Annotated in this window: 19 protein-coding genes and 1 pseudogene; 12 read left to right on the top strand and 8 right to left on the bottom strand. The window is 56.0% G+C overall.

Features of this window, described 5'->3' with window-relative positions; genetic code table 11:
- The first annotated feature begins 199 nt into the window (after positions 1 to 199).
- The 3 genes from GA0071314_RS14125 to GA0071314_RS14115 are packed head-to-tail and all read left to right on the top strand — an operon-like array spanning position 200 to position 5,002.
- Positions 200 to 1,357: an efflux RND transporter periplasmic adaptor subunit gene (locus GA0071314_RS14125; protein WP_231896459.1), complete on the top strand. Its 1,158-nt coding sequence runs from the start codon at positions 200 to 202 to the stop codon at positions 1,355 to 1,357.
- Complete coding sequence (locus GA0071314_RS14120; protein ID WP_074397246.1) at positions 1,354 to 4,416, top strand: efflux RND transporter permease subunit; 3,063 nt, start codon at positions 1,354 to 1,356, stop codon at positions 4,414 to 4,416. The genes GA0071314_RS14125 and GA0071314_RS14120 overlap by 4 nt, the downstream gene beginning before the upstream one ends.
- A 28-nt stretch (positions 4,417 to 4,444) precedes the next feature.
- Positions 4,445 to 5,002, top strand: a complete 558-nt coding sequence (locus GA0071314_RS14115; protein ID WP_074397245.1) for a sugar O-acetyltransferase — start codon at positions 4,445 to 4,447, stop codon at positions 5,000 to 5,002.
- Here the strand turns inward: GA0071314_RS14115 and GA0071314_RS14110 are convergent.
- The gene (locus GA0071314_RS14110) at positions 4,999 to 5,961 is read right to left on the bottom strand and encodes a LysR family transcriptional regulator (protein ID WP_074397244.1); all 963 of its coding nucleotides are present in this window, start codon (positions 5,959 to 5,961) and stop codon (positions 4,999 to 5,001) included. The two genes, GA0071314_RS14115 and GA0071314_RS14110, sit on opposite strands and share 4 nt — an antisense overlap.
- 107 nt (positions 5,962 to 6,068) lie before the next feature.
- Here GA0071314_RS14110 and GA0071314_RS14105 point away from each other — a divergent pair, with 107 nt between their 5' ends.
- Positions 6,069 to 7,067 (top strand): MBL fold metallo-hydrolase, encoded by a 999-nt coding sequence (locus GA0071314_RS14105; protein WP_082934263.1) that lies wholly within the window; start codon positions 6,069 to 6,071, stop codon positions 7,065 to 7,067.
- Positions 7,068 to 7,105: 38 nt separating this feature from the next.
- On the opposite strand, the gene GA0071314_RS14100 is transcribed toward GA0071314_RS14105, so the two are convergent.
- Positions 7,106 to 7,849, bottom strand: a complete 744-nt coding sequence (locus tag GA0071314_RS14100) for an SDR family oxidoreductase (RefSeq protein ID WP_074397243.1) — start codon at positions 7,847 to 7,849, stop codon at positions 7,106 to 7,108.
- Between the two features lie 205 nt (positions 7,850 to 8,054).
- On the opposite strand from GA0071314_RS14100, the gene GA0071314_RS14095 reads away from it, so the two are divergent.
- On the top strand, positions 8,055 to 8,987 hold the full coding sequence (locus GA0071314_RS14095; RefSeq protein ID WP_074397242.1) for an AraC family transcriptional regulator: 933 nt from the start codon (positions 8,055 to 8,057) through the stop codon (positions 8,985 to 8,987).
- 14 nt (positions 8,988 to 9,001) lie between these two features.
- Here the strand turns inward: GA0071314_RS14095 and GA0071314_RS14090 are convergent, their stop codons facing one another.
- Positions 9,002 to 9,394: a RidA family protein gene (locus GA0071314_RS14090; RefSeq protein ID WP_074397241.1), complete on the bottom strand. Its 393-nt coding sequence runs from the start codon at positions 9,392 to 9,394 to the stop codon at positions 9,002 to 9,004.
- 140 nt (positions 9,395 to 9,534) lie between these two features.
- On the opposite strand from GA0071314_RS14090, the gene GA0071314_RS14085 reads away from it, so the two are divergent.
- The gene (locus tag GA0071314_RS14085; RefSeq protein ID WP_074397240.1) at positions 9,535 to 10,467 is read left to right on the top strand and encodes a LysR family transcriptional regulator; all 933 of its coding nucleotides are present in this window, start codon (positions 9,535 to 9,537) and stop codon (positions 10,465 to 10,467) included.
- Between the two features lie 157 nt (positions 10,468 to 10,624).
- Here GA0071314_RS14085 and GA0071314_RS14080 read toward each other — a convergent pair whose 3' ends face one another.
- Complete coding sequence (locus GA0071314_RS14080; RefSeq protein WP_074397239.1) at positions 10,625 to 11,788, bottom strand: MFS transporter; 1,164 nt, start codon at positions 11,786 to 11,788, stop codon at positions 10,625 to 10,627.
- A gap of 145 nt (positions 11,789 to 11,933) precedes the next feature.
- Here GA0071314_RS14080 and GA0071314_RS14075 point away from each other — a divergent pair, with 145 nt between their 5' ends.
- Together GA0071314_RS14075 and GA0071314_RS14070 are read left to right on the top strand one after the other, a co-directional pair.
- The gene (locus tag GA0071314_RS14075; protein WP_074397238.1) at positions 11,934 to 12,773 is read left to right on the top strand and encodes a helix-turn-helix transcriptional regulator; all 840 of its coding nucleotides are present in this window, start codon (positions 11,934 to 11,936) and stop codon (positions 12,771 to 12,773) included.
- Between the two features lie 32 nt (positions 12,774 to 12,805).
- Entirely contained in the window at positions 12,806 to 13,273 is a 468-nt protein-coding gene (locus GA0071314_RS14070) for an Lrp/AsnC family transcriptional regulator (RefSeq protein WP_074397237.1), read from the top strand.
- Here the strand turns inward: GA0071314_RS14070 and GA0071314_RS14065 are convergent.
- The 4 genes and pseudogenes from GA0071314_RS14065 to msrP form a co-directional block, all read right to left on the bottom strand.
- Positions 13,268 to 13,861 carry a LysE family translocator gene (locus GA0071314_RS14065; RefSeq protein WP_269449438.1) on the bottom strand — a complete coding sequence of 198 codons (594 nt, stop codon included), beginning with the start codon at positions 13,859 to 13,861 and terminating at the stop codon, positions 13,268 to 13,270. The genes GA0071314_RS14070 and GA0071314_RS14065 overlap by 6 nt on opposite strands.
- Positions 13,862 to 14,022: 161 nt before the next feature.
- Positions 14,023 to 14,670: pseudogene (locus tag GA0071314_RS14060) on the bottom strand (LysR substrate-binding domain-containing protein).
- Positions 14,671 to 14,825: 155 nt separating this feature from the next.
- Positions 14,826 to 15,443 carry a protein-methionine-sulfoxide reductase heme-binding subunit MsrQ gene (gene msrQ, locus GA0071314_RS14055; RefSeq protein ID WP_074397235.1) on the bottom strand — a complete coding sequence of 206 codons (618 nt, stop codon included), beginning with the start codon at positions 15,441 to 15,443 and terminating at the stop codon, positions 14,826 to 14,828.
- Complete coding sequence (msrP, locus tag GA0071314_RS14050; protein WP_074397234.1) at positions 15,443 to 16,462, bottom strand: protein-methionine-sulfoxide reductase catalytic subunit MsrP; 1,020 nt, start codon at positions 16,460 to 16,462, stop codon at positions 15,443 to 15,445. Before msrP ends, msrQ begins: the two co-directional genes overlap by 1 nt.
- A 256-nt stretch (positions 16,463 to 16,718) precedes the next feature.
- Here msrP and GA0071314_RS14045 point away from each other — a divergent pair, with 256 nt between their 5' ends.
- From GA0071314_RS14045 to GA0071314_RS14030, 4 genes are all read left to right on the top strand, one after another.
- Positions 16,719 to 17,696 carry a DUF2157 domain-containing protein gene (locus tag GA0071314_RS14045; RefSeq protein WP_074397233.1) on the top strand — a complete coding sequence of 326 codons (978 nt, stop codon included), beginning with the start codon at positions 16,719 to 16,721 and terminating at the stop codon, positions 17,694 to 17,696.
- Positions 17,696 to 18,766: a DUF4401 domain-containing protein gene (locus tag GA0071314_RS14040; protein WP_074397232.1), complete on the top strand. Its 1,071-nt coding sequence runs from the start codon at positions 17,696 to 17,698 to the stop codon at positions 18,764 to 18,766. The genes GA0071314_RS14045 and GA0071314_RS14040 overlap by 1 nt, the downstream gene beginning before the upstream one ends.
- On the top strand, positions 18,756 to 19,277 hold the full coding sequence (locus tag GA0071314_RS14035) for a GDYXXLXY domain-containing protein (protein WP_074397231.1): 522 nt from the start codon (positions 18,756 to 18,758) through the stop codon (positions 19,275 to 19,277). Before GA0071314_RS14040 ends, GA0071314_RS14035 begins: the two co-directional genes overlap by 11 nt.
- Positions 19,278 to 19,489: 212 nt before the next feature.
- Positions 19,490 to 21,220 carry a mechanosensitive ion channel family protein gene (locus tag GA0071314_RS14030; protein WP_074397230.1) on the top strand — a complete coding sequence of 577 codons (1,731 nt, stop codon included), beginning with the start codon at positions 19,490 to 19,492 and terminating at the stop codon, positions 21,218 to 21,220.
- The last annotated feature ends 5 nt before the right edge of the window (positions 21,221 to 21,225 follow it).

Here is a 21,225-nt window from a genome sequence, read left to right as displayed (position 1 = left end):
AGCATTGTGTGTAAGTGAGAGCGTTATGGAAGTGCCATCATCAGGAGCGCTATCTTACGGGTTTCTTACTGATCCCAATTTTTTTAAAAAGTTACCTCAGTAAGAAATGAGAAAGGAAGACAGGCCGATAGTGGTTCAACAGAAATGCTTGATGTCGTTTTTCATCAACGAACTGAACCATTTGGAACAGGCCTGAATTATGTCACCTCCGACCAGAAAAATGTATCTCGGCATTATGCTTGTCGTGACCGCCAGCGTTGCCGCGCTGGCGTGTATACAGGCTGTCTCGTCAGAAAGCGATACAACTGACGAACCCACGGCGCAGCCCTCACTATCGGTCAATGTGACGACCTTAAAATCTCAGACGCTTCCGACGACGATTGAAGCCAATGGTGATATTGCCGCGTGGCAGGAGATCAGTGTCGGCAGCGAAATAAGCGGCCTGCGGCTGGTCGACGTCAAGGTAGACGTGGGTGATGAGGTCACAGAAGGGCAGGTGCTGGCCGTTTATAACGACAGGACGGTGCGCGCAGAGCTTGCAAGAAGCCGCGCCGCCGTGGCGGAAGCCGAAGCAACGCTTGCGGAAGCCACGGCAAACGCCCAGCGTGGCCGGGGTTTGAAAACCACCGGGTCGCTTTCAGAACAGCAGATCCAGCAATACGAAACCGCCGAACTGACCGCACGAGCGCGGCTAGAGGTTGCACAAGCAGAGAATGAAGCTCAAGCGATACGCTTGGCTCAGACGGAGGTGGTCGTCCCAGACGACGGTTTGATTACCTCCCGCACGGCCACTGTAGGCGCTGTTACCGGCGCCGATCAGGAATTGTTCCGATTGACGCGCAACGGTCGGCTGGAATGGCGGGCCGAAGTCGCCGCTTCTGATCTGAACAAGCTGCGGCCCGGTCAGACTGCCAGAGTCACCCTATCAGGTGGCTACGAACTCGACGGGCGTTTGCGCACAATTGCGCCGCTAGTCGATGCCGCTACCCGAAATGGCCTGGTCTACGTCGATCTTCCAGCAAGCGACGTCGCTCGGGCGGGAATGTTTGCGCGGGGAGAGTTTGAACTGGGCAGCCGCCAAGTAATGACGCTACCCCGAGCTGCGGTGCAACGACGCGATGGCTTTGGCTATGTCCATCGCGTCAGCGATGAAGGCCAGATAACGGAGCAGAAAGTTGCCCTTGGCCAGCAAACGGATGATCGCATCGAAATTCGCGACGGTCTTGAGCCCGATGCCAAGGTGGTCGCCTCGGGCGGTGCTTTTCTGGGCAATGGTGACCAGGTTCGGGTGATTGAAGGAGAGCCGGCTCATTCACCCCAAACGAACGATACCGACGTTGAGGAGGAGGGGGTATGACGCTTAATGCCTCATCCTGGGCGATTCGCAATCCTATTCCGGTGATCCTGCTCTTTATTCTATTGACCTTCTGGGGGCTCATCTCCTTCCGAGGCTTGTTTATTCAGGACTTGCCGGATGTACAGCTGCCCCTCGTGGAGGTCTCCGCCTCGTTGCCCGGTGCGGCCCCCGCCTTAATGGAGAACGAGGTTGCTCGCAAGATCGAGGACTCCATCGCTACCGTCTCCGGCGTCAAAAATATCTCTACAACGCTGACGGATGGTAATGCCGATATCGCTATCGAATTCCGGCTGGAAAAGTCCGTGCAAGAGGCTATTGATGATGTGCGCGACGCTGTTGCTCGCATCCGCTCGGATCTACCCGCCGACCTGCGTGATCCAGTGATTCAGAAGGGTGAGTTTTCCAGTGAGCCGATTGTACGCTACACGGTGACTTCCTCCGATCTAGACGATGAGGCCATCTCCTGGTTCGTCGATGACAAAATGACCAAGGCCGTCTTGGCGGTGCCCGGTGTTGGTTCGGTTCGGCGCATCGGTGGGGTCGATCGCGAAGTCCGCGTGGCATTGGATCCGGATCGCCTGCTGGCGTTAAACACGACAGCGCTGGATATCTCCCGCCAGCTGCGCCAAGCGCAGTTGGAGGCGCCCGGTGGCCGTGTGGATGTCGGCGGCGCCGAACAGGCCGTGCGCATCATCGCCAATGCTGAATCCGCCGCCGAGCTTGCGACGATGGAGCTGGCGCTCAGTGACGGTCGGCGCATTCGACTTGATGAAGTGGCGACGGTTACCGATACCGTGGCCGAGCGGCGTTCGATTGCATTGATGGATGGGGCGCCCGTGGTCGGCTTCGAGATGACCCGTGCCGAGGGATACGGCGAGGTGGATGTGGCCGAGGGCGTGCAGTCTGCGCTCGCGGAATTGCAGGCGCAATATCCCCATATAGAGATCGAAGAAGCCTTCAATTTCGTTGGGGAGGTGGTGGAGAACTACCAGGGCTCCATGCAGATGTTATTCGAGGGCATGGCGCTGGCGGTGGTGGTGGTGTTCTGCTTCCTGCGCAATTGGCGTGCCACACTGATTGCGGCGGTTACGCTTCCGCTGTCGATCATCCCCACCTTCGCTTTCATGCAGCTGATGGGCTTCTCACTCAATGTGGTGACGTTGCTGGCGCTCTCGCTGGTGATCGGGGTGCTGGTGGACGATGCCATCGTCGAGATTGAGAATATCGAGCGGCATCTGCTAATGGGCAAGCCCCCGCGCCGGGCCGCCATGGATGCGGCGGCAGAAATCGGCTTGGCCGTGGTTGCCACGACCTTCACGTTGATTGCCGTTTTTCTGCCCACGGCCTTCATGAGCGGCACCGTCGGGAAATTCTTCGTTCAGTTCGGTTGGACGGCCTCGGTAGCGGTGCTGTTTTCGCTGTTGGTGGCGCGCCTGCTGACGCCCATGCTGGCTGCGTATCTTCTACGTAAACCCCAGCATCCCCCGCGCGATCCAGCGTGGATTAGCTACTACTTGATTGTTGCTAACGGGTGCCTGCACCACCGTAAGACAACGATTATCGCGGCGACGGCCTGCTTTGCAGGAGGTATCTGGCTGGCCTCGACCCTGCCGGGTACCTTCATACCCCCGGATGATAATTCCCAAACGCAGGCAACGCTCACCTTGCCGCCCGGCAGTACCTTGTCTGAAGCGGAGGCGCTTGCCGAGCAGGCACGCTCACGACTGGTGACGCAACGCCATGTCGTCAGCGTCTTCGCGGCCGTCGGTGAGGACTCCGGCAGCAGTGACAGCGGTGTGACCTCGGTTGAGCTGACCGTTGGTTTGGCGGATCGCGCAACCCGCTCGGGCGTTACGCAGCAAGACATAGAGCAGCAGTTGCGCGCTGCACTCGCCACGCTTCCCGGCGTGCGAACTCGCGTAGGCGACGAGGGGGATGGCTATGAGTTAGTCCTCGCCGGTGAGGATAGCCGGGTACTTGAACAGCATGCCCGCCAAGTCGAGCGGGAGATGCGTTCCATTCCCGGCATCGGCGCGGTGAGTTCGACGGCCAGCCTTGTTAGGCCTGAACTTATTGTACGCCCTGATTTTGCTCGCGCCGCCGACCTTGGGGTCTCTGCACAAGCTATTGCCGATACGCTGCGCATCGCGACCGTGGGAGATGACGACGAGGATCTGCCTAAGCTGAACCTAAGCTCACGCCAAGTGCCAGTGATGATCCGACTGGCGGATGCGGCTCGGGAGGATATGGCGACCCTTAAACGACTGCCTGTCCCGGGTGCTAATGGGATGGTGCCACTCGAGAGCGTGGCCTCTTTTGAGTGGAGCAGTGGCCCTTCGGAAATCACCCGGCATAATCGTCTGCGCAACGTCAATTTCGAGGTAAGCCTGCAAGGGCAGCCTTTGGGAGAAATCGAACAGGCCGTGCAGGCACTGCCCAGTTTACGTCAGTTGCCGCGCGGCGTGTTTCAGGCAGCAGAAGGCGATGCAGAGGAAATGGAGGAGCTTGCCTCAAGCTTCGGGATTGCCATGCTGACCGGCGTGTTGTGTATCTATATGGTGCTGGTGCTGCTGCTCAAGGATTTCATGCAGCCGATCACCATTCTGGTGGCACTGGTACTCTCCATCCCCGGGGCTTTCCTGGCGTTGTTCCTCACGCAGACGCCCGTGTCGCTGCCTGCCATGATCGGATTGATTATGCTGATGGGGATTGCCACCAAGAACTCGATCCTGCTGGTGGACTACATCATCATCGCCCGTCGGGCGCATGGGTTAGAACGCTTGGACGCTACTCTTGATGCCTGCAAGAAGCGTGTCCGGCCCATCGTGATGACGACGATCGCCATGGGGGCGGGCATGATGCCGATCGCCTTGGGGTGGGCGGGCGATCCCAGCTTCCGGGCCCCCATGGCCTTTGTGGTCATTGGCGGGTTGATCACCTCGACGCTTTTAAGCCTGCTGGTGATTCCGGTTGTCTACAGTAGCGTCGATGATATTGTGAGCGGGCTGCGACGCTTGACGCCGAACCGGAGCGAGACAAAAACGGCTGGGCTTGAATAACCTGGGGTTCTGTCAAGGAAGGCAACTAATGCGATCAGAAAAAGACAAGATGCTGGCAGGAGAGCTCTACAATCCTGCTGATCCGGTATTGCGAAAAGAGCATGAAGAAACAAGACGCAAAGTGAGGCAATACAATCAAGTGCTGGAAACCGACGCTCAGCGCTTGAAAGCGTTAAAAGATTTATTTGGCTCTACGGGGAAGTGTCTTTATGTAGAGCCAAATATTCGCCTGGACTATGGATATAATATTCATGTCGGTGAAAACTTCTTTGCCAACTTCGACTGCACGCTGCTGGATGTTTGTGAAATCCGCTTTGGCGATAACTGTATGCTGGGGCCCAATGTGCAGATTTATACGGCCACCCATCCCCTTGATCCGCATGAGCGTAATACGGGTAAAGAGTACGCAAAGCCGATTAGGTTTGGAAATAACGTCTGGATTGGCGGCGGTGCCATCATTAACCCAGGCGTTAGCGTAGGCAATAACGTGGTTATAGCGTCGGGGGCCGTCGTTATTAAGGATGTGCCTGATAATGTTGTAGTAGGCGGTAATCCCGCCAAGGTTATTAAAACGATCGACGTTTAAGGGCCGCGGTTATGGCGGATATAGTCGAGAAAGGCCCGCATGGCCGCGCTGGTATGCCGCCTGTTCGGATAATACAGATACCAACTCGGCAGCGTCTTCTTCCAGTCACTGAGCAATTCAATCACGTTGCCCTGTTCGAGATCGGCGCGGACATAATCCTCAAACAGATGCGCGATGCCCGAGCCCGCCATCGCTGCCTGGCGTTCTTGGTGTGCTGAACTCAGCGTCAACCGGCCTTGCGGCGTGATCTCGACTTCGTCACCGTCCTTCTCGAAGGTCCACGTCACCATGGTGCCGCCTGGGAAACGGCGGCGAATACAGTCATGCTGCAAGAGATCGCGCGGTGCGTCGGGGCGGCCATGCTCGCGAAGATAATCGGGCGAAGCCACGATCGCATAGCGCAAGGAGGGGCCCAAGGGCAGGGCGATCATGTCCTGAGCGAGCTGCTTACCAAAGCGAACACCCGCATCGAAGCCCTGTTCCACAATATCGACGATCGCCGCGTCGCTTACGATCTCAACGTTGATATCGGGATACATTTTCATGAATTCAAAGGCCAGCGGGCACAGCACGTGGTCGGCCGCCGGCCCTGGGGCATTGATCCGCACGCTGCCAGATGGGCGTTCTCGCAGTTGATTGAGGTCGTCGATCGCTGTCCTGATATCGTGAAGAGCGGGCCTGAGCCTTTCAAGCAGCTGCTCGCCTGCTTCAGTGGGCGCGACGCTGCGTGTCGTTCGGTTTAAAAGCCGGATGTTCAGCGCTTCCTCAAGTGCGCTGATCGACTGGCTAATAGCGGACGATGACACACCCCTGCCAAGTGCGGCGGCTCTAAAGCCACCGCAGCGCACCACATCTTCAAATATCTCTAAGCTATCAAGGCGTAGTTGGCGCATTGCAAAGCCCTGCTTAATAAGCTGATCCGTTTTGGTTAGCTTATCTGCAAGCCCGTTCTGGGTCATCCTTTAAAAGCGCGTCGCAAGGACTCGGTTTTAGCTATCCCTGGTCTTGCATGGCGCTGAAACCAAGTACGACTCCTGCAACCAGAGACTCGAACGGGGTGAACAACATGAGCGGAATCACAGTGAATCGTCGGCAGGTGATATTGACAGCGGCGTCGGTAACGGCGGGCATGATCTTGCCGACCGGCAGCATCGCCTTTGCACAGTCGGCTTCCACGGCCCAGAGTATCAATGCGGATGGCAATGTCGGCTATTATCGTTTTCGCGTTGGCGACATCTCTGCCACGGTGTTGAGCGACGGGCTGATAGGCGGCCCACCGCAGGTTTACGCCAGCGATGCGCCTGAGGCAGAACTGGAGGAGGTGCTGAGGCAAGCCTTCCTGCCGACCGACCACATGACGCTGTATCTCAACACACTTCTTATTGAAACGAATGGCCGGCGAATTCTTCTCGAAGCCGGCGCCGGGCAGACCATGGGGCCGCTGGGCGGGCGCATTTTCGATAATCTGGCCGCTATTGGTTTACGGCCCGAGGATATCGACACTGTGGTTATCTCGCACACGCACCCGGATCATGTCGGCAACCTGCGAACGGCCGATGGGGGCAAGGCATTTCCGCGGGCAACCGTGTTTGCGCCTCGTGCCGATTGGGACTTTTTCATCGCTAACGATCCAGACCTTTCCTACATGCCGGTACCCGAGGATTTTCGTCGCAATTTCGCCGCCGCGATCCGCCAGAGCCTTGAGCCGGTCGCTAACGATATCGAATTGTACGAAGCCGGCACAGAAATCGTTCCCGGCTTGACCACGCTTCCGGCATTGGGCCACACCCCCGGCATGGCGAACTTCCTTGTCCACTCTGGAAATGATCAGCTATTGCTGACCGCCGACCTGGCCTATCATCCCATCGTCAATATTGATCACTCATGGGTGCCCGGGCCGGACCGTGACAAGGAAGAGGCGTTGGCCTCCCGCCGCCGGATCTTCGATATGGCCGCGGCAGACCGGCTACCCGTACTCGGCTTCCACTTTCCCTTCCCGGGGCTTGGCCGAATGCTCAAGACCGACACCGGCTATGCCTGGGTTCCAGCCAATTGGCAGTTTTGATCCGGCGGAGCCCGTCAGTCGGTATGAAGCCGTGCCGTTCACATCTTGCTGAGCATCTCGACCGCTTCATCAAAGTGGCCGTCACGCTCCGCCCAGCGAAGGAAGTTGACGTTTTCCACCAGAATTTCCTTGGGCGTGGGCTTTTCTTGGAACAACGTCATGACCTCGTCGATATAGTCGTTGAGCGGCATATAACCTTCGCGAGTCGACTGGCCAGGTGTCAGCTCCGTCTGCACCGCGGGAGGCGCCAGTTCGATAAGCTCGACCTTGCCCTTGAGCTGCTGGCGGAGCGAAATCGTATAGGAGTGAATGGCTGCCTTGGTGGCGTTGTAGGTAGGCGTGCCGCTTAACGGCACAAACGCCAAGCCAGACGAAACGTTCACGATGGCGGCGTCTGGTTGATTGACCAGGTGGTTGGTCAGGGCGTTGGTCAGCCGGATCGGGCCGAGCAGATTGGTGACGACTGTTTGTTCGGCATCAGCTAGGTCACGGGTGCTGGTCAAGTCCTCGCGGCGCATGATGCCTGCGTTGTTGATCAGCACGTTGAGGTCGGGGTGTTCGGCGACGACGCGCTCGGCAAAGGCAGTAATGGCTTTTGGGTCCTCGACATCGACGACCATCGCGTGCATATTTTGCTTACTGGCAATGGTTTCCTCCAGCGTTTCCATGTGCCGGCCTGCGACGATCACCGTGTTACCCAGTGCGTTGAAGCGTTGTGCAAGTTCACGACCAATGCCGGAACCACCGCCGGTGATGAGCATGGTATTGCCTGATGTGTTCACTTTTAAACCCTCCATCTAACGGAATAATTCGGTAGGACTCAGTGCCATTGAGGCGTCTGCGACCATGGCTGAGTCATCCTAGTGTTAACTATCCGGTGAGGGCGGGTCTTGCCAAGCCTTGCGCAAAACTTGCCTGATCCTGCAGGCGTCGAGAAACCCTCTCTCAGCCATGCTAACGTTGAGATGAGATGCTTGAGGAATGCCTATGAACTCACTCAAACAGGCGGTTCAAACCTATGCCAAGCACCACGCCACTCACGATGGCTTGGTGTTATCCCCAGTGCCGGGGCTTAGCATGATGTGCGTCGAAACCCCCGCCGGTGATTTGCAATCGGTCTACAAGCCGATGGTTTGCCTGGTGTTACAGGGGGCAAAGCGGATGACGGTCGGGCACCAGACCCGCGTGGTCGCTGGAGGGGAGTCGGCGATTGTGAGCGCGGATATGCCGGTCGTCGGGCGGATTGTCCAAGCCAGCCAGAGTGAGCCCTATCTGGCCGTTGCGATTGACCTGGATAGACGAATCTTGCGCGAGCTTACCGCGCACATGGGCAGTGCCCCCGCCCAGCGCGCATCGAAAATGCAGACGCTGTTCGCCGTAGACACCGACGCCGAGGTGATTGACTGCGCATCGCGGCTAATGAAACTGCTGGATCGTCCCGAGTCCGAACCGCTTCTACGCCCCGGTATCATGCAGGAGCTGCATTATTGGCTGCTCTCGGGACCTCATGGCACTGCCTTGCGCGAGATCGCTGATCCGGATAGCTACGCAAGCCGCCTTGCGGCTGCTATCGAGATGCTCAGGGCTAACTACACGTCACGCGTGCCGGTGGAGAAGTTGGCCGCAGAAGCAGGCATGAGCCTTAGCTCGTTTCATAAGCACTTCAAGTACATGACGTCCCTAACACCGGGCCAATACCAGCAGCGGCTGCGTTTGATCGAAGCGCGCCGACTAATGCTGGATGAAGGGGTTACCGCAAGCAATGCTGCCTTCGAGGTGGGGTACGAGAGCGTCTCCCAGTTCACCCGCGAATACGGTCGCCTTTTCAAGGCGCCGCCGAAACGCGACGCGCTGCGCTTGCAGAAAACTGTCAAGGTTGCCAACAGAAGCGCCGCAACGTCGCAACGTATTGGCGCTTGAGAGGTGTGGCGTGATTACTTGGGAAGTTTAGCGATCACCTTGATTTCAAAGTCAAACCCCGCCAGCCAGGTAACGCCGACCGCTGTCCAGTTCGGGTAGGGTTTTTCTGGAAACGCGCGCGCCTTGGCTTCCAGCCAGATAGGGAATTGGGCTTCCGGGTCGGTATGAAAACTCGTCACATCGACGATATCATCGAAGCTTGCCCCCGCTGCTGCCAGGACACGCTCTAGATTGTCGAAGGCAAGCTGCACTTGAGCGGCGAAGTCCGGCTCGGGTGAGCCGTCCTCACGGCTGCCGACCTGGCCCGACACAAACAAAAAGTCACCCGAGCGGATGGCAGCGGAATAGGTGTTCTGGTCATAGAGCGCCTGGCGGCCCGAGGGGAAAACGACGTCACGCTTAGCCATATGAATCTCCATCAGTAGGTCGAAGCCGACCTTTGTTTACGATGGATTCACTGTAAGCCTGCATTGGTGGTGGATAAACGGCGGATTCTGTTCAACATTGTTTGTAGTTTGCAAACAATCACGAGGTGTTTGGCGCAACCATGGATCGTTTTAACGCAATGCAGGCCTTTGCCCGGGTCGTGGAGACGGGCAGCTTTACCAAGGCCGCCGAAACACTTCACATGAGCAAGACAAGCGTGACGCAACTCGTGCAACAGCTAGAGGCCCGGCTACGTGTCAAACTGCTCAACCGCACCACGCGCAAGGTGAACGTCACGGCGGACGGTGCGGCCTACTACGAGCGCGTCATCAAGCTTCTGGCCGATATGGATGATGCCGAAACCAGCCTGTCCAACGCCTCAATATTGCCCCGCGGGCGGCTCCGGGTGGACGTCCCCAGCCCGTTTGCACGCATGATCCTGATTCCGGCCCTGCCCGCGTTCCACGCTCAGTATCCCGATATTCAACTCGACTTGGGCGTGAGTGATCGCAGGGTGGATCTCATCAATGAAGGCGTGGACTGTGTGATCCGCGGTGGAGAGCTTACCGATTTATCCTTGGTGGCGCGTCGCGTGGGCGATCTGACGCTTGGGGTTTTCGCCGCGCCCAGCTATCTGGAAAAGGCCGGCGTTCCTTCGCATCCGCAGGCGCTGTCACTCCCACCGCACGCCATTGTCGGTTTCAGATGGGCGCGCGCGGGCTTGGCCTTTCCTTACGCCCTGCACCGCAACGAAGAGCGTGTCACCGTGCAGGGGCGCAGTATGATCTCGGTCGATGACGGGAATGCGGGGCTTGCAGCGGCCCTGACGGGGCTCGGCGTCATTTGGCTGCCGGATTACATGGCCAGGGAGCACGTAGCCAGCGGCGAGCTGGTACGACTATTTGATGATTGGCAGTTGGAACCCATGCCGATGTACGTCGCTTTTCCACCCAATCGCCACGTCAGCGCCAAGCTGCGTGTGTTCATTGACTGGGTCGTCGAGTTGATGGCTCAGAATATGCCTGTCGATGATCGGATTGGCTATAAACGCTGAAATTTACGTCTTCCAGGGGCAGCGGTTGATATGTTGCCGCAGTGAAGTCGCTTGATTACGTATGCTTGGTTTCAAGCTCGCCGGGAGTGGTCTTCATTGATCTTAATGGCGTAAAGACGATCCCTTGAAGAGAGCCCCTTGGCCTGTGCGAACGGGATTAGTGCATAGTGCGCATGATGATGAGCTGAACTGCCGCACCTACAGTGGCGATAGCTCCGGCAACCACCGCTAATGCCGAAACGGGCAGTTGGAGAGCAAGCATAATCCCTCCGCCCCCCGCACCTAGCGCACTACCTAAATAGAGCGCCGATTCATTGAGCGCGACCGCCAAGTTGCCGTCGCCATGGGCTTGTCTCGTACGAACGAGCTCGTTGTTTTGTGGCACTTGCAGCGCCCAGCCCACGGCGCCCCAAAGCGCAATCGGCAGTAACGTTAGCAGTGGATGAATCGACACAGCAAAGGGCAGCGAGATGAGGGCTATAGAAAGCAGCAGCATAATCGCCAAGGTAATAACGGGCCCGATAAATTTGTCGACCAATGGGCCAACCAAAAAGCTACCCAGCACGCCACCAATCCCCCATACCCATAAATAACCGGTAATCGACTGAACAGCGCCTGACTCGCTGCCCGCCATAAAGGGGGCGATAAAGGTGTACATGCCCAGGCTGGCAATGGCCGCCAATAAGGAAACTGTCAGAATGGCCATGGCATGAGGGTTTTTCAAAATAGCCAGTTTGCGAACAAGTGAAAGCACCGGTGTGGCTGGCAGTGCAGGCAGTTTGGTGTGAAGTCCGGCGTAGGCGATGCAGCCAAGACCTGCGATAAGCCACATGGCTGACGCCCAGCCTAAACGCTCTGCCAGCAACAGGCTGATAGGCACCCCCAGTACCGTGCCGCTCGCCATGCCGCCCATGATGATCGCAATCGCTTTACCGCGCTGGGCCTCTGGCGTGATGGCGGCTGCGGCGGCAATGCCCATGGCAAGATAAACCCCAGCGCCCACGCCTGCGACCGCTCGCCATATAGCGAGGGCGATAAAGCTAGTGGCCAGTGCGCTAGCGATATTGGCCACAATAAAAACGGCCAACGCCACTAGTAAGCCCAAGCGTTGATGCTGGCCGGGCAGTAGTGCTACGACGACGGGCGAGCCTAAGCCATAGGCTAAGGTGAATGCCGTGACTAATTGAGCCGCCGTAGCAGCCGTGACACTAAAAGCATCGCCAATAAGAGGAATAAGCCCCGCAGTGACATAAGAAGCCATCCCCAGTGCAAATGCCCCCAGGGCGATTAAATAAACCGATAAACGAGACTGATCAGCCATTACGTGCTCCAGAAATAAGCATTAGAAAGGATTTAAATCGCCGGTAGTTCTGCCAGCGAGAGGCTATTCTGGAGGGGCTTTTAAAGGGGTACAATTTAACTGTTTATGCTATTACTAAAAGTGATAAGTGATTAAAGGTAATAAAATGACTGCTGCCCGGACGCTAACTCGAACGCGGGAAGACTTGGCTGCGTTTCTACGCAAGCATCGCGAGAAAATTGCCCCGGAAGAGATGGGGCTGCCACGTGGCCGTCGAAGGCGAACGCCAGGATTAAGACGCGAAGAGGTCGCCGCTTTAGCGGGCGTGGGGCTGACTTGGTATACCTGGTTGGAGCAGGGCCGCGATATTAGCGTATCGGCGACGTTTCTGGATAACTTATCCAAAGTGCTCAAGCTGGATGCGGCCGAGCGCCGCCATCTGTTCTTACTTGCCCATCAGCGGCTACCCTCTGAGCTAGGCAAAACCTGGTGCAGCGTGCCGTCGCTGGTGCAAACCTTGATGGACGACCTGCCCACACGGCCTGCCTATATCCTTAATTTACGCTGGGATGTGCTGGCCTGGAACGCTGCGGCCGATAAGCTGTTCAACTTCTCTGCCCATGCACCCGAGCGCCGCAATATGCTCTGGTTGTTATTTACCGATCCTGCCATGCGCCAGCGGTTATCACCCTGGGAGGAGCAGGTTTGCCAAATGCTATCCAGCTTCCGACGCGACTTTGCCCGCGCGACCGAAGATCCCTCTATCGATGGGTTGGTTGAAGAGTTAACCAAAGTGGCGCCCGAGTTTAAGGCATGGTGGAAAAATCAGGAGGTCAACGCCCCTTGCCAGGGCGTGCGCCATCTTAATCTGGATGGGATTGGCGCTATCGCGTTTGAACACACCACGCTCACCGTTGATGAGGAGCGTCACCTACGGTTGGTTTATTATGCCCATCAGGGGAGCGACACCGAGAAGAATGCTTTTAATGAGTGGGTGGTGGGTTAATTCTTTAAGTTAAATTTTTTTGAGAGGTTTGAATGGATAGAATGAATCTGAAAATTATTCGTGCATTGCGCCAGGATGGCCGTATCTCAGTTACAAAGCTGTCCCAGCAAGTAGGCCTTTCAATACCGGCGGTGACAGAGCGAATGAGAAAGTTGGAGGAAAGTGGCGTTATAAAAGGTTACACAGCGGTAGTGGATCTGGAAAAAATTGGGCTGGCTGTCTCCGCTGTAATTGGTATTACGGCGTTTAAACCACAAAAAGAGAAACTTCTAGCCAAGCTCGATTCTCTGCCCGAAGTAGCGGAATGTCTGCATGTAACCGGCGAAGACTCCTATTTGATTCGAATATATGTTCCCACTAATCGGGATGTCGAAGAGTTTGTTGCAAAGGTAAATACTTTTGGTGAAACTAAAACAAGGATTGTTCTCTCGGAGCCTATTTCAATGGATAGCCGTCATGATGTGTTGAATAGGTTTTTGAGTAATAGGCATCCTTCATAGCACTTTTATAATAGTAGTGACAACTGTATGGCAGCCAAATAATGCTATTGAGACGCCTGCCAGGCAACTAACAGTTTTGATTTTAGACTCATTTATTTTGGCTGCCAAGAAATACACAGCAGAAGTCAAAAAGACCCACCAAGCCATTGAGCCAAGAAAAACCCCTAAGCAAATGATACTCAACTTCACTAGTCCAATGTCTGTGGGGCTGTTGCCATTTGGGACAATAGCTGAAAATATGGCAATAAATGCAAAGATTGTCATTGGGTTCGATAATGTAAGAAAAAATGTAGTTAAGTAGGCTTTTAATGGTGAATGCGGATTTTTATTTTTTGCAGAATGATTTGTTTTATTTTTGGCTGCAGAAACTCCCAGATAAATCAGTATTACCCCACCCGCAATAGATAACCATAGTAGCGATGTTGATAAAAGCGAAATGATGGCGGCAAAACCGAGAGCACCCAGGATGCCATATAGCAAGTCGGCTGAAGCCGCGCCTAGCCCTGTTATAAACCCAAGTTTCCAGCCGTCTGCTAACGTTCTCTGCATGCAGAGTAATCCTATTGGACCAACAGGTGCTGCTATCATAAACCCAATGGCTATGCTTTGTGTTAGATAATGCATGTTTGTCTTCTCTGTTTTGGTTTTTTATATTTTGTTTTTTTGGTTGCTTTTTCTCCATGCTGTTTTTAATTTTTTGGTCGTAGTTGATTGGTTTTTTTAATTTTTTACGGGATATTTATTTTTATTTAAGCAAACGTGGCCACAATATCGTCTATGAAATGACGTAGCTTCGGCGTCATGCGTTGATCAGCGGCGTAGAGTAGGTGCATGGGTCTCGAAGGCCCCTCAAATTCTGGCAAGATGCGCACCAGCCGCCCGGCGGATAACGCCTCAGTCAGTGCGGCTTCATAGCCCAATGTAATGCCGAACCTCTCCAGTGCTGCGCGAAGCAGCCCTTTCCAGTCGTTGATTTGCAGCCGCCCGCGCACGGGGGCGTCATATAGGCAGCTGTCGCGACTGAAGCGCCACGTTCTGCCCAAAGTGCCGAACCAATAGGCAAAGCCCAGGCACTCATGCGCCAGCAGATCCGCTGGTGTCTCAGGCTCACCATGCTCAGCTAAATAGGCTGGCGAGGCACAGGCGATAAGCCGATAGGGGGCAAGTGGGCGTGCCACCAGTGTCGTACTTTCGCTGATTGGCCCGAGGCGAATGACGGCTTCCTAACCCTCCTCGATAGGATCGACCAAGCGATCTGACAAGGTGAGGTCGACCTCCACCTCGGGGTACTGACGAAGGTAGCGGATAACCAGTGGAACCAGGCTTTGACTGCCAAAGGTGACGGGCGCATTGATTCTTAGGCGACCCCGTGGCGTAGCCCTGGCCTGGTCCGTCAGCGCTTCGGCCGCCTCGACTTCCGCGATCTGCAGGAAGGATCATGGCGTCGATGATAAAGTAAACCGAGAGACTGCTGCCTATAAGTAAAGGAACTCAGCAACCGTGCTAGTCGATATCAGTACCGAACTGCCTGGCGCACACCGTTTTACTTTATTTAACGACTTAATCGATAACGCAGTTTAGGCAACGTGCGCGAGACGGGTGGAAGACGGGTAGCCATGAGGAGCGCCCCAATAACCGCATACATAGCCCATTCGCTCATATCGGCACGTACGACCCAGAAGAAGTGCAGTAGCACCAACCCCAAGATGACGTAGGAAAATTTGTGTAGCGATTTCCAGCGCTTGCCCAAGCGGCGCATAGACCACTTGTTGGACGTCGCGCCCAGTACGGCCAGGCCGATCAGCGCAATCATGCCGACGATAATGTAGGGCCGTTTGACGATTTCGCTGCCCAGCAGTGCCCAGTTAAGCCCCAGGATAAACAGCGCGTAGCTGAGCAGGTGCAGGGTGGCGTAGGCGAGCGTCCAGAGACCCAACTGGCGCCGGATCAGCGCGAAGCCTTTCCAGCGGGTGAGCTTGGTCAACGGCGTCAGGCTGAGGGTGAGCAGCAGCATCCACAGCCCGCCAATACCAATGTTTAGCAACAGATAGCGCCCTGGTTCTGGGCCAGCGGCGTTGTTGGCCACCTGCCAGCCCCAGAAGACCAGCGGCGAAAGCGCCGCCAGAAAGACCGCCACGCGCCAAGCGAGCCATTTGTGCTGTGTCGCCATCAGTAGTGCTTCCTTAGATCCATTCCTGCATATAGCTCGGCGACTTCATCCTCGTAGCCGTTGAACATGCGGGTATCGATGGTATTGGAATTGAACAGGGTATTAGGCAGGCGGCGCTCGGTCGCCTGGCTCCAGCGGGGATGGTCCACCTCCGGGTTCACGTTGGCAAAAAAGCCGTATTCGTCGGAGGCGATTTCCTGCCAGGAGTTGACCGGCTGCTCTTCGACCAGCGAGATGCGCACAATCGACTTGATGCTTTTGAAGCCGTATTTCCAGGGCACTACCAGCCGCAGGGGCGCGCCGTTCTGATTGGGCAATTCGCGGCCGTACATGCCCATGGCCATGATAGTCAGCGGGTGCATGGCTTCATCCAGGCGCAGACCTTCCACGTAAGGCCAGTCGATGACGGAGAACGACGAGCGCTGACCGCGCATCTGATCCGGGTCTCTTAAGGTTTCAAAGCGTACGTACTTGGCTTTGCTTGTCGGGTCGGCGCGCTTGATGATCTCGGCCAGTGGAATGCCCAGCCAGGGAATCACCATCGACCACGCCTCGACGCAGCGCAGCCGGTAAATGCGTTCTTCAAATTGAGCGGGTTTGACCAGGTCTTCAAGTGCAAAACGCCCGCCGTTGTTTACCTCACCGTCGACCACCACGCTCCAGGGCTGGGTTTCCAGACTGCCTGCATGGCGGGCGGGGTCGCCTTTGTCGGTACCGAATTCGTAAAAGTTGTTATAGCCACTAGCGTCATCGAAGGGGGCGATCTTGTCCTGCTCGGGGTCGCTTGGAGTAATGGCGTCCCACTTGGCGTCGCTGATTTTATCTTTCAGCCAATCGGGCGCGTCGCCTTCGGGGACGTCCGAATAGTCGTCTGCGGCTGCCTGAGTATGGCCGGAAAGTGCAAGCCCTGCCCCAATGCCTGCCATGCCGCCCATAAAACGCCGCCGGGAGAGGTAGATAGATTCCGGGGTGACGTCGGATTCGTGCAAATCACTTGGTTTGGCAATCTTTATCAGCATTTGTTGGCTCCTATGGGGTTAAGCCGTCGACAGCGTAGGGTGGAGTCGCTATAACATCTACATCATTTTTAAGACATATGAGTCCGACGTCGGAAGGAATAAAAGGTTCTACACAACTTGTATGCTATGTCTTTAAAAACAAGTCACGAATGACCTTTTTTCTAGTCGAGCGAATATATCTAGGTGGCTGGTTTACTCATCCTGCTGTAGACAGTCTTCAAGGCCTTATTGCTCTGGCCTGTTTATAAGGAAAACCATGGCTTCAAAACGCCGCGAACTGGTGTCGTTAATTGACCAAGGCGCAATACCGCCTGCGCAGATGGCGCGTGCCGTGAAGGTTGCCGGGCTGCACCCTTCGCCCCGTGCATGGGGCGTGTTTGTGGATCGGCTTTTGCTATGGCTAGGCAGCTTGGTGCTTGCCTTCGCGGTGCTGTTTTTCGTGGCGTACAACTGGGCCGATATGGGCCGCTGGCCGCGCTTTGGGTTGGTGCAGGGGGCACTAGCACTGGCGGTGGCGATTGCCGTATGGGGCAAAGCCAGCCGGTGGGTGGCGCGTGCTGCGTTGACGGCTGCGTCGTTGCTGGTGGGGGTGCTGTTGGCGCTGTTCGGCCAGGTGTATCAAACCGGCGCCGACCCTTGGCAGTTGTTTTTTATCTGGGCCGTTTTGATATTGCCCTGGGTGCTTATCCTTCGTTTTGCTCTGCTTTGGATACTATGGCTGGGGCTACTTAATCTGGCGGTGTGGCTTTATTTTCGTACCTGGGGCGGTGTGTTGGATGTGTGGTTTATCAGTAGCGATGCCGTTTTCTGGTGGCTCTTTGCGCTCAATACCACCGCTCTTGCCGTGTGGGAGTGGGGAATAAAGCGCTGGGGTTGGTGTTCCAACCGTTGGCCGCTTCGCATCTTGGCGTTGGGGAGCGGTTTGCCGATCACGCTGTTAATAATGATCTGGATCGTCGATGCCATGACGTATTTGGCACCAGCCCTTGTAGCGTACCCGCTGTGGTTGGCTGCGCTATATGGCGTTTATCGTTGCTGGCGGCCTGATTTGTTGGTGGTGGCAGTGGGCTGCGTGTCGGTCATTAGTGTCGTGACGCTACTGCTGGCCAGGTTCTTAATATGGCAAGGCGAGTGGCAGGCGGGCAGTATGCTGATGCTCGCCCTCGTGGTATTCGCGATGGGCGCTGGGGCTGTGGTGTGGTTGAAACGGCTACATGCGGAGGAACTCCAGTGATGCGTAAGACATCTTCTTTAAGCGCCCGGTTGTATCAAGCAGGTATTGAGGTCAACGAGCGTCCACACCTAACACCGGAAACGCCCTGGTTTGTACGAGCGCTGCAGGCGTTTTCTGGCTGGCTGGCGGCGTTGTTCTTGCTCGGCTTTCTCGCCATTGGCGCGGTATCTGTAATGGAAAGTGCGCTTGGGTCGTTGAGTTTAGGGTTCATTATGTTGGCAGGCGCTTTTGCGCTATTCCGCGTGAGCCGCAGCGATGTTGCCGAACACTTGGCGCTGGCCATCAGTCTTGCAGGACAGCTGTTGGTGGCCTGGGCATTGGTCGACGTTTGGCTAGAGAGTGCTTACGTGTGGTACGCGCTCGTTGGCCTGCAGTGCTTGCTGGCGTTGGTGATGCCGAGTCAGGTGCATCGTAGCTTTTCTGCCTTTACCGCCGGCGTGGCGCTGTATATGGCGTTGGAATCAATCGGCATGGCATCGGTGGCCAGCGGTGTGGTGTTGCTGGCACTGACCGTACTTTGGGTCAATGAATTCCGTTGGCCAACGCGTATTAAACACGTGCAGGCGTGGGGGTATGGCCTGTTGCTGAGCCTCCTGGTCAATCAGGGCTTCGCCCATAGCGGTCAAGCGTTATCGTTTGTTGATGACAACCCGGTGAGCGCCCTGGTGTGGCTGATGCCCTGGCTAAATGCTGCACTGGTCGCGCTGGCGCTGCTGTTACTTTTCCGTACGCGGTTTCAATCTTTGTCATTCAGGGCGCGCTGGGCGGCCTATGCTGGCGCGGGCGCGTTGCTCATCGTGTCCTACCATGTGCCGAGTGTGGGCCAGGGCGTTGTGGTGGTGCTATTGGGCTTTGCCATTGGCCACCGTGTGCTGGTTGGGCTTGGTGTGCTGTCGCTACTGCTGGGTATCGGCAGTTATTATTACTGGCTTGATGCCACGCTGCTGATTAAGGCGCTAACGCTGCTGGTGGTCGGGGTGCTGTTACTGGGGCTGCGGTGGGCGTTGCGCCAATGGCTGAGTTCACCGATTGATAAATCAGGCAACGGGAGCGTTGACCATGATGCGTAGCGCAAAGTGGAGCCGCGTTGCCATTGTGGCGGCCACGCTGCTGATTTTGGCGGTGGTGAACGGGGCGATCTGGCAGAAGGAGCGTCACCTGGCTGAAGGCGAAGTTGTTTATCTGGCGCTAGCCCCGGTGGACCCGCGCTCGCTGATGCAGGGCGACTATATGGCGCTAAACTTTGCACTGAGTAACGATATTCAGCGCGCGCTTAATCGGCGCCATAAAGGGAACACCCCAGAGGCAAGGGATGGTCACGTCATTGTGCGCCTGGATAAGCGGCGTATTGGCCACTTTCAGCGCCTGGATGATGATACCTCACTGAGTGACGACGAACGGCGGCTGCACTACCGCTTACGCAATGGCCAAGTACGCTTTGCTACCAATGCGTTCTTTTTCCAGGAAGGCCACGACGAACGCTACGAGCCTGCCCGTTTCGGTCGATTCCGGGTTAACCAGCAAGGCGAACCCTTGCTAGTGTCTCTGCACGATGAAGGTCTCGAGGACCTCACCCCCTAGCAGGCTTGCCGCCTCAGGCGAAACCGCGCATGAGAACGGCCAGGCCAGGTGGGGGCGAAGGATGTGGCAGTTTTGAGATGCCGGTACACAACGGCTTGCTTCATAAAGCAAGGTAGGCTGTACTTTGTTCCACCACCGACATGGAAAGCCTGTCTTTGATGACTGGCAGTTGGTGGTAGATACTTTGTCCTGGCTCAACCAATAAGGCGTGTATGAAAGCAAATAACTCGTGGCCCGCGTGGCTAATGTTGGTAGTGGCGCTAACATTTTCCAGCCTGTGCGCGGCGCAAACTCAAGGTGGAGAGAGCGAGGATAGCCGATGGTTCACCGTTGATTCGATTAATACCGGCCTTGGCGAGGCACCTGAAGATGCCAACCGGGTCACCCCTAGGGAGTCGGTTAGAAGCTTTCTCGACCTCACCGAAAAGGAGGAATACGAGAAGGCTGCGCACATGCTCAACTTGTTGGAATTTAGCGACGATGAGCAGCGCGAGAAGGGCCACGATCTGGCTCGGCAACTGGCGGAAATTATCCAGCGGGGCGAGCGTATCAGCGTCGATAATCTGTCGGGGCGGGAAGACGCCGTGATTGAAGACCCGTCCGGGCAAAACCCCCGCGTCGGCGAAACACGCCGTAATATAGAGCTGGCATCGCTTCAGGTCAGGGGCGAAACCTATGATATTCGTCTGGGCCGCTACCGCGTGGGTGACGACGACCCCGTGTGGCTGATCATGCCCATTAGCGTGTCGTATATTCCAACGCTGTATGAACAATACGGGCCCTCGATGCTGGAGCAATATATTCCAGAACGCCTTCAGTCGTCGTTTGGCATGTTGAGGATTTGGGAGTGGGTCGCCATTCCTATCTTTTTGCTGTTCGTTGGCTTGGTGGGTTGGGGGGTCCACCGCTTGTTTGATTTGATGTCGAAATGGCTGCCCACCGGTGCCTTTCGTCTTTTTGCTGGGCAGATCGGCATGCCAGCGGCGTTGATCGTGATGTCGCTGTTTACCCAAATGGTGCTGAATTATGTAGTGTCGTTTTCGGCGGTCGCGACGACGACTTTCCGTGTTCTGCTTATCGGTATTCTCGCCTGGGGGGCTGGCACCATAGCGCTTCGCTTCGTGGATACCCTGATGCTGCGTATGACGCGTAGGCTGGTGGGTGAAATCGACGACACCAAGCCCAAGGACGAGCGTAAGCTGCTGACCTCGCTCTATGCACTGCGCCGCATCATTATCCTGGTGGCGGTTACCGGTGTGTCGGTTTACATCCTGGGGCAGGTCCAACTTTTCGAAACCCTGGGCTTATCCATCCTAGCCTCGGCCAGCGTGTTGGCGGTACTGGTAGGTGTCGCTGGCCAGGCGGTGTTGGGCAACATCCTGTCTTCCTTTCAGTTGTCGTTTGCCAAGCCCATCCGTATTGGCGATTTGGTCATTTTTGAAAATCAGTGGTGTTACGTAGAAGGCATCTTTTATACCTATATCCGTTTGAGAACCTGGGACGAGCGGCGTTTGATCGTGCCCGTTACCTACTTTACGTCTAAGCCTTTCCAGAATCTTTCGGTCAAGAGCATCAAGATGTATCGGTACTTGGAGCTGACGCTGCACCTGAGCGCCGATGTTGGGTTACTAAGAGACAAGTTTTTGGAGTTTGCCAAACAGGAAGACAACGTTATTGAGCACCATAAACTGCTTTGTTATGTGACGGCGCAAACGGCAACGGCGCAAATCGTGACCTGCTATTTAATGACCTCTGATCCTATGGCTGGGTGGACAGCGGAAATGAACGTAAGAGAAAAGCTTATGGCGTTTATCCGTGACCAGCATCCAGAGTGGTGGCCACGAGAGGTAATGGTTATCAGCCATCAGGATGTCGCCCGCGGCAAAAGGCAGAGCCAGCGCTCGGAGGGTGCGGATAACGCTGAGGGGGAGCCGTCGGAATAGAATGC

Origin of the sequence: Halomonas sp. HL-93 (assembly GCF_900086985.1) — a bacterium.
GTDB lineage: Bacteria > Pseudomonadota > Gammaproteobacteria > Pseudomonadales > Halomonadaceae > Vreelandella.
This window is presented reverse-complemented; position numbering and strand designations above follow the sequence as displayed.

Coding starts and splice junctions, on each gene's coding strand:
- msrP (WP_074397234.1), bottom strand. CDS start 16,462: ATGCTGATAAAGATTGCCAAACCAAGTGATTTGCACGAATCCGACGTC.
- GA0071314_RS14105 (WP_082934263.1), top strand. CDS start 6,069: ATGAGCGGAATCACAGTGAATCGTCGGCAGGTGATATTGACAGCGGCG.
- GA0071314_RS14080 (WP_074397239.1), bottom strand. CDS start 11,788: ATGGCTGATCAGTCTCGTTTATCGGTTTATTTAATCGCCCTGGGGGCA.
- GA0071314_RS14045 (WP_074397233.1), top strand. CDS start 16,719: ATGGCTTCAAAACGCCGCGAACTGGTGTCGTTAATTGACCAAGGCGCA.
- GA0071314_RS14070 (WP_074397237.1), top strand. CDS start 12,806: ATGGATAGAATGAATCTGAAAATTATTCGTGCATTGCGCCAGGATGGC.
- GA0071314_RS14075 (WP_074397238.1), top strand. CDS start 11,934: ATGACTGCTGCCCGGACGCTAACTCGAACGCGGGAAGACTTGGCTGCG.
- GA0071314_RS14030 (WP_074397230.1), top strand. CDS start 19,490: ATGAAAGCAAATAACTCGTGGCCCGCGTGGCTAATGTTGGTAGTGGCG.
- GA0071314_RS14065 (WP_269449438.1), bottom strand. CDS start 13,861: ATGATAGCAGCACCTGTTGGTCCAATAGGATTACTCTGCATGCAGAGA.
- GA0071314_RS14115 (WP_074397245.1), top strand. CDS start 4,445: ATGCGATCAGAAAAAGACAAGATGCTGGCAGGAGAGCTCTACAATCCT.
- GA0071314_RS14085 (WP_074397240.1), top strand. CDS start 9,535: ATGGATCGTTTTAACGCAATGCAGGCCTTTGCCCGGGTCGTGGAGACG.
- GA0071314_RS14095 (WP_074397242.1), top strand. CDS start 8,055: ATGAACTCACTCAAACAGGCGGTTCAAACCTATGCCAAGCACCACGCC.
- GA0071314_RS14040 (WP_074397232.1), top strand. CDS start 17,696: ATGCGTAAGACATCTTCTTTAAGCGCCCGGTTGTATCAAGCAGGTATT.
- GA0071314_RS14120 (WP_074397246.1), top strand. CDS start 1,354: ATGACGCTTAATGCCTCATCCTGGGCGATTCGCAATCCTATTCCGGTG.
- msrQ (WP_074397235.1), bottom strand. CDS start 15,443: ATGGCGACACAGCACAAATGGCTCGCTTGGCGCGTGGCGGTCTTTCTG.
- GA0071314_RS14090 (WP_074397241.1), bottom strand. CDS start 9,394: ATGGCTAAGCGTGACGTCGTTTTCCCCTCGGGCCGCCAGGCGCTCTAT.
- GA0071314_RS14125 (WP_231896459.1), top strand. CDS start 200: ATGTCACCTCCGACCAGAAAAATGTATCTCGGCATTATGCTTGTCGTG.
- GA0071314_RS14110 (WP_074397244.1), bottom strand. CDS start 5,961: ATGACCCAGAACGGGCTTGCAGATAAGCTAACCAAAACGGATCAGCTT.
- GA0071314_RS14035 (WP_074397231.1), top strand. CDS start 18,756: ATGATGCGTAGCGCAAAGTGGAGCCGCGTTGCCATTGTGGCGGCCACG.